The organism is Arenibacter catalasegens (genome assembly GCF_002909235.1).
GTDB classification, from domain to species: domain Bacteria; phylum Bacteroidota; class Bacteroidia; order Flavobacteriales; family Flavobacteriaceae; genus Arenibacter; species Arenibacter catalasegens.
Genome location: NZ_PHQQ01000001.1, coordinates 329,095 through 341,472, shown reverse-complemented (window position 1 = coordinate 341,472; position 12,378 = coordinate 329,095). Strand labels below are relative to the sequence as shown.

The 12,378-nt window shown below is 38.1% G+C and carries 9 protein-coding genes; 3 read left to right on the top strand and 6 right to left on the bottom strand.

The window, feature by feature from the left end; genetic code table 11:
• The first annotated feature begins 71 nt into the window (after positions 1 to 71).
• Together typA and CWD90_RS01535 are read left to right on the top strand one after the other, a co-directional pair.
• Positions 72 to 1,871 carry a translational GTPase TypA gene (typA, locus tag CWD90_RS01540; protein WP_103474156.1) on the top strand — a complete coding sequence of 600 codons (1,800 nt, stop codon included), beginning with the start codon at positions 72 to 74 and terminating at the stop codon, positions 1,869 to 1,871.
• A 121-nt stretch (positions 1,872 to 1,992) separates the two neighbouring features.
• Positions 1,993 to 2,892 (top strand): hypothetical protein, encoded by a 900-nt coding sequence (locus CWD90_RS01535; RefSeq protein WP_103474239.1) that lies wholly within the window; start codon positions 1,993 to 1,995, stop codon positions 2,890 to 2,892.
• A 133-nt stretch (positions 2,893 to 3,025) separates the two neighbouring features.
• Here CWD90_RS01535 and ppgK read toward each other — a convergent pair whose 3' ends face one another.
• The 3 genes from ppgK to CWD90_RS01520 all read right to left on the bottom strand — a co-directional run bounded on the left by ppgK (position 3,026) and on the right by CWD90_RS01520 (position 6,255).
• Complete coding sequence (gene ppgK, locus CWD90_RS01530; protein ID WP_103474155.1) at positions 3,026 to 3,778, bottom strand: polyphosphate--glucose phosphotransferase; 753 nt, start codon at positions 3,776 to 3,778, stop codon at positions 3,026 to 3,028.
• A 128-nt stretch (positions 3,779 to 3,906) separates the two neighbouring features.
• Positions 3,907 to 5,394 carry a sulfatase gene (locus CWD90_RS01525; protein WP_103474154.1) on the bottom strand — a complete coding sequence of 496 codons (1,488 nt, stop codon included), beginning with the start codon at positions 5,392 to 5,394 and terminating at the stop codon, positions 3,907 to 3,909.
• A gap of 45 nt (positions 5,395 to 5,439) precedes the next feature.
• Positions 5,440 to 6,255 (bottom strand): NUDIX hydrolase, encoded by an 816-nt coding sequence (locus CWD90_RS01520; protein WP_103474153.1) that lies wholly within the window; start codon positions 6,253 to 6,255, stop codon positions 5,440 to 5,442.
• A gap of 282 nt (positions 6,256 to 6,537) precedes the next feature.
• On the opposite strand from CWD90_RS01520, the gene CWD90_RS01515 reads away from it, so the two are divergent.
• Positions 6,538 to 9,573 (top strand): ThuA domain-containing protein, encoded by a 3,036-nt coding sequence (locus tag CWD90_RS01515; RefSeq protein WP_103474152.1) that lies wholly within the window; start codon positions 6,538 to 6,540, stop codon positions 9,571 to 9,573.
• A gap of 172 nt (positions 9,574 to 9,745) precedes the next feature.
• Here CWD90_RS01515 and CWD90_RS01510 read toward each other — a convergent pair whose 3' ends face one another.
• The 3 genes from CWD90_RS01510 to CWD90_RS01500 form a co-directional block, all read right to left on the bottom strand.
• Complete coding sequence (locus tag CWD90_RS01510; protein WP_103474151.1) at positions 9,746 to 10,507, bottom strand: LytR/AlgR family response regulator transcription factor; 762 nt, start codon at positions 10,505 to 10,507, stop codon at positions 9,746 to 9,748.
• Positions 10,504 to 11,541: a sensor histidine kinase gene (locus CWD90_RS01505; RefSeq protein WP_103474150.1), complete on the bottom strand. Its 1,038-nt coding sequence runs from the start codon at positions 11,539 to 11,541 to the stop codon at positions 10,504 to 10,506. Before CWD90_RS01505 ends, CWD90_RS01510 begins: the two co-directional genes overlap by 4 nt.
• A 148-nt stretch (positions 11,542 to 11,689) precedes the next feature.
• On the bottom strand, positions 11,690 to 12,172 hold the full coding sequence (locus tag CWD90_RS01500) for a hypothetical protein (protein ID WP_157941143.1): 483 nt from the start codon (positions 12,170 to 12,172) through the stop codon (positions 11,690 to 11,692).
• Between the last annotated feature and the right edge of the window lie 206 nt (positions 12,173 to 12,378).

Genomic DNA, 12,378 nt, shown 5'->3' with positions numbered 1-12,378 from the left:
TAGTTGGCGTAAAAAAAATGAGTATCTTTGCGCCCGCATTTAGGGTGCTTAGATGCGTTTAAAATCATATTATGGGAGCAACAAAAAACATAGCTATTATAGCCCACGTTGACCACGGTAAAACTACCTTGGTGGATAAAATTATGTATCACTGTCAATTGTTTAGGGAGAATCAGAATACTGGAGACCTAATTTTGGACAACAATGACTTGGAACGTGAAAGGGGTATTACAATTACCTCAAAGAATGTTTCCGTGGTTTACAAGGATACTAAGATCAACATTATCGATACCCCTGGTCACGCCGATTTTGGTGGTGAAGTAGAACGTGTTCTTAATATGGCAGATGGTGTGCTTTTGTTGGTAGATGCCTTCGAGGGTCCTATGCCGCAAACCCGTTTTGTGTTGCAAAAGGCAATAGATTTAGGGCTTAAGCCTTGTGTGGTAATCAATAAAGTGGACAAGGAAAACTGTACCCCAGAGGAAGTGCATGAGAAAGTTTTTGATCTTATGTACGAATTGGGTGCAGAAGAATGGCAATTGGATTTTCCAACGGTATACGGTTCTGCAAAGAACAATTGGATGAGTGATGATTGGAAAAATCAGACAGAAAATATAGAGCCGTTATTGGATATGGTCATTGAGCATATCCCAACCTTTGAAGCTAAGGAAGGGAATACGCAAATGTTGATTACTTCTTTGGATTTCTCTTCTTTTACCGGTAGGATCGCTATAGGTAGATTGCAAAGAGGTACTTTAAAAGAAGGACAACAAGTTTCTTTGGTAAAAAGAGACGGAAGTATTGTAAAAACAAAAATTAAGGAACTATATATCTTCGAAGGAATGGGCCGATTAAAGGTTCAAGAAGTAGCCACTGGAGATATTTGTGCCTTGGTAGGTATAGAAGGATTCGAAATTGGAGATACTGTTGCTGATATTGAAAATCCAGAAGGCTTAAAAACAATTGCAATTGATGAGCCAACTATGAGTATGTTGTTTACCATCAACGACAGTCCGTTTTTTGGTAAGGATGGTAAATTTGTTACTTCTCGTCATATTAAAGACCGTTTAGCGCGAGAGCTAGAAAAAAACTTGGCATTGCGTGTTAATGCTACTGATAGTGCTGATAAATTTTTAGTATTTGGTAGAGGTGTATTGCATTTATCAGTATTAATAGAGACAATGCGTCGTGAAGGTTACGAAATGCAAATTGGTCAGCCACAGGTTATTATAAAGGAAATTGATGGAAAAAAATGTGAGCCAATTGAGCAATTAACTATTGATCTACCTGAAGAAGTTTCCGGAAGGGCTGTTGAAATGGTGTCTATCCGAAAAGGGGAGATGACCAGTATGGAAGCTAAAGGAAATCGTATGATTTGCGAATTCTTGATTCCATCAAGAGGTATTATTGGTTTAAGAAATCAATTGTTGACGGCTACAGCTGGTGAAGCTATAATGTCACATAGATTTTTAGAATACCAACCCATGAAAGGAGATATTCCTCAACGTCAAAATGGTTCATTAGTTTCAATGGAATTGGGAAAATCCATTCCTTATTCTATAGATAAATTACAAGATAGAGGTAAGTTTTTTGTTGAGCCAGGAGAAGATATATACGAGGGTCAAGTTATTGGTGAAAATTCAAGAGGTGATGATATGACCGTGAATATTACCAAAACGAAGAAAATGTCTAACGTACGTTCTTCGGGAGCGGATGATAAGGCAAAAATAGTCCCTGCTATTAAATTTTCATTGGAGGAGGCGTTGGAATATATTCAAAAAGATGAATATGTAGAGGTAACTCCTAAACATATCCGTTTAAGGAAAATATATTTAACAGAAAATGAACGTAAGCGAAATAAAATAGCCTAATCTATTAGGTGAGCTGAATTGAAAATCCCAAGGTATTAATCTTGGGATTTTTTTTTAGAACTTTTTGAAAGGTATCATGGTAATTACCGACTAAGTCGATTTTAATTTAAGAATGATGATTATGAATAAGAATTTGTTTTTTGTTGTTTCAGTTTTATTGTTGACTATTGGCGCCTGTAAAGAGCAACGGCCTAAAACAGATGCAGTTGTAGTCGAATCAATTTCCGAATATAAGATACCCGAATCCTGGGTACAAAAAAGAGTGGATAAAGCCCATGAGCGACTAAATGCTACCGAGGCAGGGAAAGTTGTTTGGAAATCAATGGAAGCACATGGAGGCTTGTTTAAGTGGTATAGTAATGGCTATTTGTCTTTTAGATTTAATTATCAGCCATTGGATGGTTCGGTACCTCGCGATACCTACCAAACTATTGATACCTGGAGTAACAAAGCAAGGCATAGTAGTGCAACCGATAGTACGGCAATTTTTGGATGGGATGGTGAAAATGCTTGGGTTAAGGCTAAGGACAGTACTTCTTTTAAATATAATATGAGGTTTTGGGCATTAACTCCTCTGTATCTAGCCGCACAACCTCTTGTTTTGGATGGTGAAGGTGTTAATTTGGAATTGTTGCCGGGAACTAATTATAAGGATGCACCGCAGGATGTGGTTAAGGTAACCTTCGCTTCCGGTACTGGGGATGCTCCAGATGATTATTATATATTATACCTTGATGCCAAAACACATTTGTTATCTGCGCTTAGATATATAGTGTCATACCCAGGGTATTTTCCCAATGGCGGAAATAATCCGGAAAAAATTATGGATTTGGTCGACCGTAAAACTATTAACGGTGTTAATTTGCCACTGAAATTTAATACGTATTGGTCAACTGAAGACGGACAACCAACCGGTGAGCCTATTACAACTATCGAACTCAGTGATATTGAATTCCAAAATCAATTAGAAGAAGATTTCTTTAAACGCCCTCAAGGCGCTAAGCTGATAGAAGGATTGTAAAATAAGGATAAAAAAAAGGTGATTTCCAATCTTTGGAAATCACCTTTTTTTGCTAATAAATCCGCTAGTTAGGCCAGGGATACTATTTAGACCTTAGGTGTAATGGAGTTATTTTAATTAAAGAAAATGCTCTTTATTGTACCAATTCCTTTTTACTGTAGGCCGCGGCGGCGGCACCGATAATCCCGGCATGATTTTGTAATTCTGCTGGTATTACAGGGGTTTCAATACTAATATAATCTTTAAACTCGTTCCAGTCTTTTGAGGTTCCTCCTCCTAAAATAATAAGATCTGGCGATACGATCAATTCAACGAATTCCAGGAAAACATTAAAGCGCTTACCCCATTTTTTATAACTAAGGCCTTCTTTTTCTTTGGCGGAAGCTGCAGCCCATAGTTCAATTTTATCATATTTTTTATACGGAATCTGTCCCAACTCAAAATTTGGAATCAATTCTCCGTTAAAAAATACACCGCTACCCAGTCCTGTCCCTATGGTAATCATCACCACAAGACCTTCCTTACCTCTGCCTACTCCAAAATTCATGGATGCAAATCCTGCGGCATCGGCATCATTGACCACTTTTACAGGCAAACCTGTAGCTTCACTAAAAAGTTCGTTTACATTTACTCCAGCCCATTTCTTATGAAGATTTCCTGGGGTCTTGCAGATACCATTTTTAATAACGGTCGGAAATCCACAGCCAATGGGACCTTTGTAATCAAAATGTTCCACAATTTTGGCTACTACTTCGGCCATGGGTTTTGGTTTTCGCGATTTTGGTGTTGGTATTCTAAACCGTTCCGTAATCATTTCACCTGTTTCCATGTTTACTAAGGCTCCTTTTATGCCCGAGCCACCGATATCTATTCCGAGGATTTCCATGTATTAAATTAAAGTATTTGCGAACAAAGTAACAAAAAACTTTTGGTAGTTAATGTATCCATGTTTCAAGGGCGAAGTTTAGAGAGCTCGTTGAGCATTATTTTCAGGGCAATTGTTCAATGTTTTTTCTAATTTCCTCCGTAAAGTCCAGTATTCCCTTTTTCCAACAGCGGCATTAATGCTTCAATAATGTCTGGATTCATCTGGGCTATATTTTTGGTCTCATAGGGGTCCGTGTTGTGATCGTAAAGTTCAAGGGTAGGTTCGTCCAGTCTATAATATTTGGTTAATCTATATTTTTCGGTCCGCAATGAAATTCCATTTTTAAAATAGCTGTAGGCCACTTGATCTTCTCTTGGTTTGGAACCTGTGAAGCTATCCCTAAAGCTTTCGCCATCTATTTTGTGTTTCATACCAATATTGCACAGTTCCATTAAGGTGGGGTAGATATCCACGGTTTCTATAATGGATTCCACATTTTTGGTCTGATTTTCTTCAAACGGGGATTTAATGATCAAGGCACTTTTTAACGCATTTTCAAACAATGTATGTTTTCCCCAAACTCGCTGATCACCCAAATGCCAGCCGTGGTCTCCCCAAATCACAATAATGGTGTTTTTGTCCAACCCTAGTACTTTTAATTCGTCCCAAATCATCCCAATTTGCGCATCAATATAGCTAATGGAAGCTAAATAAGCATGTCGTAATTTTTTTGCATATTCATTGGAGACCGCCTCGGATAAACTTGGATGTTCCTCCCCTAAGGCATATTGATTAAATTCACCGCTTGCATGTAGACTTGTTAAACTTATATTCTCTGGAATACTAGGATTAGGGGAAAGCGGTATTTTCTCCCGGTCGTATAGGTCCCAATATTTTTTTGGAGCATTAAATGGCAAATGGGGTTTAAAAAAACCAACGCCCATAAAGAAAGGTTGATCCTTGTCTTTTAGTTCCCTAAGTTTTGAAATGGCCAATTTGGTGGTCAGGCCATCAGGGTATCCCTCGTCATCCACTTCCCCTGCCTCATATGGTTTTACCTGTTTTTTTAGGCTTTGCCGATTTTCTCCGTTCGCATAGGCAAAAAAAGCGTTCCAACCAGTACCCCATTTCCCTGGGTTAAACAATAGCTCATTCCAACTAAAGGGCAATTCTTTTTTAGTAGATACCGGCGCTTCATAATCGTAGACCAGGCCATCGGCAGAGTGACTTATCTTACCAATGCCGACAGTGTAATAACCATTCCTTTTAAGATGGTGGATAAAAGTCTCGGGAGCGTCATTTTCCGCTGCATTGGAAATTTCCTTTTCAATGGCATTGTTGTTCAAATGTAATGGTTTGCTTGGGCGCATACCGGTTAACAGTGCGTATCTTGATGCGCCACAGGTAGGGACCTGAACAAAGTGATTTGTAAAAACGGATCCTTCAGAGGCCAGTGCATCCATATTGGGCGATTGAACAATTGGATGTCCGTACGCCCCCAATTCTGTTCTTAGGTCATCCACGGCAATAAACAGGACATTGGGACGCCTCTGTTCTTGCTTGCATTGTACAATGCTTCCCAAGATTACTAGGGATGCTAAAAGAGTAAGGGATCTATTCAAAAAGGTTGGCATGGATAACTCAATTTAGTAGGTTCAAATATAAAGGCTAAATTTAAATCAAACCAATTGGCCTGAATCTTTAAGGTAATCAAAAATCAATTTATCAACTTCAGAAACTTTTTCCCTGTCTTTATAATTCAACCATAATATTTCTCCAAATTCCATATTACCTGCAAGCTTTCCCTCATATTTGGAGGAATAACAGGTTGTTCTGGCTAATATAGCAGGTTTTCTACCATCGGCTTGTGCCTCAAAAATGCCAATATATTCAAAGGAGGAGATTTCTAGAGTTATTTTCAATTCTTCTTTGATTTCCCTTGTAAGAGCCATTGCATCGGACTCGTTAGGTTCTTTTAGACCTCCTGGAAGTCTATATTTAGACGTTCCATTAGGTCTAATGGCCAAGAGCTTTTGGTCTAGAATATATATCCATGCCAATTGATCTATAATTTCGGCAGAGGGCTCAATATAGTAGTCAATAGAATTTAGTGAATGGTTCTTATCTAAAAAGTCGAGCAGTTGATCAATGGCTTTTCCAAACTTGGTAAGTGTGCCAAGTTTGTAGTTTCGGCCCAAGGCACTGGAAATGGTCTCATCCCTATTGCCAAATTTATAACCTCCCTTTTTGATCCATACCAAGTTTAAAAGATGCTGCATCCCAACATTTCCCAATTGATCTATGGATATGGCTATTTTTAGTAGATACTCTCCCAATCCTACAATGCCTTTTTTGAATAAACCGTGAAAAAGACCGTATATAAACCCCAAAGGGAGTGTGAAAATGATTAAAAATATAGAGATGAGGAACAGGAGTATCCCAATTAACGGATTCACCTTCTTGTCCACCTTATAGACTTGTTTTTTTAAAATCATTGGCCTTAGTTGGTTGCTTAAAGATATAAAATATTTCTTGCTGAGGTTAAGCGTTTAAACCGTGATCTTGGAAATGGCCAAAAATGAAATCATTTCATTAATTAATGGTGTAGCTACAATACAATCAAATAAATGCTATATTTGAAAAATTCAAAATTTAGGGTATGGCTATTGTCTGTTTTTTTAAATGAGCTTTGGCCCTATGGTATTACGACTTCCAATTCTATTATGTATAATTTAAGCTTCTTCGATCGATTCAAATAATCTTTATAAATTTTATTAATGAAAAATTACATTGCCCTTGTACTTGGTGTTTTTATATTATTTTTTACTTCTTGTGATAGCAAGAAAAGGGAAGGCGAACCCCGAATTTTGGTTTTTTCCAAAACCATGGGATTTAAGCATTCCTCCATACCCAAAGGATTGGCTGCAATACAGCAGTTGGGGAAGGAAAATAAAATTAGTGTTGATACGACTAAAAATGCCGATATCTTTAATGATGAAGATTTAAAAAGCTATTCTGCCATAGTATTTTTAAGTACCACCGGAAATATCTTGGATGCCAAGCAGGAGGCCGCTTTTGAGAGGTATATTCAGGCTGGCGGTGGTTTTGTTGGTGTTCATGCCGCAACAGATACCGAATATGACTGGAATTGGTATGGAAGATTGGTCGGGGCTTATTTTGCCAGCCATCCTGCCGGTACACCAGAAGCGGATTTTATTATTAAGGACAACTCTTTTAGTGCTACCAAGATGTTTACAGATTCTATCTGGCATCGTACCGATGAACTTTATAATTTTAAGAAAATAAACCCAGAGGTACATGTTCTGATGACCGTTGACGAAAAGACCTACGAAGGGGGAGCCAATGGAGAACACCACCCAATGAGTTGGTATCACGAATACGATGGTGGGCGTGCTTTTTATACCGCTTTGGGGCACACTGAGGAAAGTTTTTCAGAGGAAATGTATTTAAAGCATTTACTAGGGGGTATTCAATATGCTATTGGGAAGAATGAAATCCTGGATTATGCAAAGGTTACCACTCAGATTCCTCCTGATTCCGATCGCTTTGCTAAAGTTTCTTTAAAATATGGTGATTTTTTTGAGCCTACTGAAATGGCTATTTTACCTAATAATGATATTTTAATTTCCCAAAGAAGGGGTGAAATAATGTTGTATAAGGCTGCAACCAAAGAATTGTCCCAAGTGGGCTTTTTGGATGTTTATAACAAAACATTGAGTGCAAATGCAAATGCAGAGGAAGGTCTAATGGGTTTGCAGAAAGATCCCAATTTTGAGACCAATCACTGGATTTATTTGTACTACAGTCCAACTGGTGATAAATGGGTGAACCGTTTGTCCAGGTTTAAATTTGAGAATGATATTTTGGATACCGCCACGGAACAAATAATTCTTGAAGTGGATAGTCAGCGTGAGATATGTTGCCATACCGGTGGATCAATAGCTTTTGGCCCGGATAATATGTTGTATTTATCTACGGGGGATAATTCTACTCCTTTTAGTGAAAAGGGTGTGAAATATGTGAATAGTGGTTTTGCTCCCTTAAACGATATCCCAGGAAAAGAACAGTATGATGCCCGTCGTTCTTCAGGGAATACTAATGATCTTAGAGGTAAAATATTGCGTATTAAGGTAAAAGAAGATGGAAGTTATAGTATCCCAGAAGGAAATTTATTCCCGGAAGGAACTGCTAAAACCCGACCTGAAATATTTACTATGGGCCATCGTAATCCATATAGGATTTCGGTAGATCCTAAAAGAGGATATGTATATTGGGGAGATGTAGGGCCTGATGCCAGAGCAGATAGTTTAAAGACCAGAGGACCCAGGGGATATGATGAAATGAATCAGGCTAGGGAGGCTGGAAATTTTGGTTGGCCATTGTTCGTGGCGGATAACAAGCCATACCGCAGCTATGATTATGCTACGGGGGAGAGTGGTGAGTCCTTTGATCCCGAAAGGCCTATCAATGATTCAAAAAACAATACAGGGCTTAGGGAGCTTCCCAAGGCAATGCCAGCCTATGGTTTTTATCCATACGTGGAATCGCAAGAATTTCCACAAACCGGTACTGGGGGAAGGAACGCTATGGCGGGACCTGTGTATTATTCGGACCTCTACAATGGCCCCAATGCCCTGCCAGAGTATTACGACGGTAAAGTATTGGTTTATGATTGGATAAGGGGCTGGATGATGGCCGTTAGCCTTTTCCCCAATGGCGAATTCAATAAAATGGAACCTTTTGCTGATCATATTAAAGTCAATAATCTTATCGATATGGAAGTTGGTCCGGATGGTAGGGTCTATCTCTTGGAATACGGTAGTGGCTGGTTTTCTAAAAATGATGATTCCGCGTTGAGCTATATAGAATATAATGGGGGCAATAGACCGCCGGTAATTGAGAATATTTCTGTTGATAAAACATCTGGAAAATTCCCACTCACCTTTACCTCCACATTGGAAGCGATGGATAAGGAGCAGGATACAATGGCCTATGTGTGGGATTTGGGGAATGGTGAAACCAAGGAAACTACTACTTCTAGTATTACCTACACCTATGAGAATGCGGGGGACTACCTTGTGTCCGCCACTGTTACCGATAGTAAAGGGGCTTCGGTCAAAAGCCAAGTGCTTAATATTGTGGCCGGAAATTCGAGGCCAGAGGTGTCGATAGCTATTAGTGAAGGCAATTCATCTTTCTTTACGCCTGGGGTAGCTGTGAACTATAAGGTTTCCGTTACTGATCCGGATGGTTCTGAAATCGATAAGGCTAATATTTTTGTTTCTGTAGATTATTTGGAAGGCTTGGATGAGGCCTCACTTTCTTTGGGGCATCAAGAAGTGTCTGCGGCCGTTACTGGAAAAGCTTTGACATTGGCATTGGACTGTAAAACCTGCCATAAAGAAAAGGAAAAATCAGTAGGCCCAATGTACCATGATATCGCTGAAAAGTACAAGAACGATAAAAAGGGACTTAGTTATCTTCAAGGAAAGATTATTTCCGGCGGTAGTGGAGTTTGGGGCGAAGTAACCATGCCGGCCCATCCCAACCTGACCAATGATGAATCCAGGCAGATAGGATTGTATATCCAGTCCCTAGCCAGTACAGCTGTTAAGAAGAAATCCTTACCGGCAGCGGGAAGCATAGTTCCAAATCCTGCAAAGGGGGCAACTGTAATGGTGATTACTGCCAGTTATACGGACAAGGGGGATAATAATGTAAAGTCATTGACAGGATCTAAATCCGTTGTATTGCAAAGAGACGCTAATGCTAACAATGCCGAAGGCAAGTAAGGGGCATTTTTGGTCCTATACTTTACAGAGAAAGACTTAAAGGATAAGTTTGGTTAAATTATTACCATCTGGCGGATTGAATTTTTTTGGTCCGGCAGATGGAATTAAAGGAGCTTGTACTTGCTTTATGGTCTTGTTTTGAAAGTTGTAGTCTTATTTAATGCCTTACTTTTTAATAATTCATCCAATTTTTAAATTCGGCTGCTTTGGCTTTGCTCACAATTACCCGCTCCTCATAGGTCGGGATAACATTAACGATAAGTTTTCCGTTGAAATATTGTTTAATACCGGAAATGGCATCCCTTTGAACAATAAATTGGCGGTTTAGCCTATAAAAAATAGAAGGGTCCAGTTCATTTTCAATATCTTCCAATTTTTGTTCTATGACATAAGTTTGTTTATCCTTGGTTACCGCTTTAACTATTCCGTTATCAATATATAGGTACGCAATTTTTTCAGTCTTTAATGGAATCAATTCATCTCGGTGATGGACCAAATACATTGATTTGTAGCCTCTTTTCTGATCTTTTAATAAATGTAATAATCCCTCTACTTGATTGGAAATAAGACCCTTGCCTTTTTTTTGATCTTTAAATTGAATTAGGCTTTCTTCTAGCTCATCCTCATCTATGGGTTTTAATAAATAATCGATGCTATTTAGTTTGAAAGCCTTTAAGGCATATTGGTCATAAGCGGTAGTAAAGATTATGGGAGCATCAATTTTAATTGCGTCAAAAATTTCAAATGACAGTCCATCGGCCAGGTGTATGTCCATAAAAACTAGGTCAGCCCCCTGATTATGAGAAAAATAATCAACTGAGGTTTTTACAGAGTCTAGAACGGCCAATACCTCAATGGTATCCTCTAAGCTTTTAAGCATATAGACAAGGTTTTCACTTGCCGCCAATTCATCTTCTACTATTACTACTTTCATGTCATTTTGTTCAAAGGTAACTTTACGCGGAAAATATCATTTTGTTTATCCACAATAATTTGCTGTTTTCTTATCATATAATAACGTTTGTATAGATTTAAAAGTCCAGTACCGGTACCTTCCGCCAATGTAGTACGCGCCCGTACTTTGTTTTCCACATAGAGGCATTCGCCCTGGGAGTAGATTTGAACTTTTAAAGGATGTGATTCCGAAATCTCGTTATGTTTTACTGCATTTTCTGCCAATAATTGCAATGCCAAAGGTGGAATTTTTCTGTCCAGATAACTTTCGTCAATTGCGATTTCAATTTGAAAACGGTTCCTGTATCTTGTTTTTATTAAATAGGTATAGCTTTCTAAAAATTTAAGTTCCTCTTTTAAAGTTACCAGATCTCTATCCCCGCTTTGCAATATATAACGGTACATAAAGGAAAGCTTTTTAACAAACATGGTGGCCTCCTTATTGTCTCGTATAAGGGAATTGAGTGTATTTAGGGAATTGAAAAGAAAATGCGGGTTGATTTGATTCTTTAGGGCAGAAAGTTCATTTTGTAGGTTTTGCTGTTTTAAATGTTCGTTCTCCAGAATGTTTTCACCTTGAATAATTTTAAGCCTTAAGATTCTAGAAATAAAAAGTATGATAATGAGGACAACGATGAATATAAAAACTTGAAAATCCTCTTCTCTATTGGAAATGGTCTTTTCAATAAAAATAGGGTATACTAAATTTAGGATTGAAATTGTGGCCACTAGGATTCCAATATTGCCCACGAGCCTCAATCCCCAATCCATTAAGCGGTTCCTTTTAGGAATGCGATAAATAAAATTGGTATTGAACTGAAGTGCGGACCATGAAAAAAGGAAAGAAAACCAGAATTTTAAATCAAGATCTACAAACAGCTCACTGGAAAAAATCCCTTTATGAAATCCGGTTGACCTGAAAAGCGATATGGTCAGTGGAAGGGTCACTAAAACAGCGATCAGAAGGGCAATTTTTATAATTTCGAGCTGCTGTACCTGTTTTGGACTATCCATTTTAATCTAGTTGGTTTTAAATATACCTCTTTAATCATCCCCATCATAGTTCCATATATGGAATTTAATTGATCAAATGGCTATAGGAAAAAAATAAGCCCTTGGAAATACCAAGGGCTTATATGTAGCCGACCCATAAAACTGTTCTTTATTTAGAGAAAGGGTCAAATCCTTTAGGAAGATAGTTCATAACCTCAAAACCAAGATTTATTTCCTCCTCTATTTCTTCTACTACGATATCGCTAAGGTTCAGTTCCATACCTTCATATGCATTAAAACCTATAGGAAGATATTTGGCTGGATCAAAATCCAAAACAATTTCTTCTTCCAAGTCCTCCACAATAATATCGTCAAGATCCAATTCCATCCCAGCATAAGCATCAAATCCAAGGGGAAGGTAGGTTGCTGTATCGAATCCTAGAATAATTTCTTCCTCCTCATTAACAAGGTTAATTTGATCCAGGCTTAAATTTCTTATTTCCTCATCCAAAAGTAATCCTTCTGCAAAGGGGTTATGGGATTCTAAATAGCAGTTGATGCCTTCAGTTTTTAAACATTTGTCCTTTCCTGAAAATGAGAACAGCGAAAGAGATACTAGTATAGTACTTATTAATAAAGCTGCGTTTTTCATGTTATTTAATTTTATAATTATTTTGTGATACATCTTGTTTATGGCACAAAGATACAGGGCCTTATAGTGTATAAAAGGTAGTTATTAAGTGAAGTGGACAAAATGGTAAGTGAAGCGACTTTGGATTTAACTGAACCGTATGCGATTTGAAAAATAAATTCAAAAAAACTGGTGATCACTGGCTTGTTTGAAGCCAAATAAGCCAG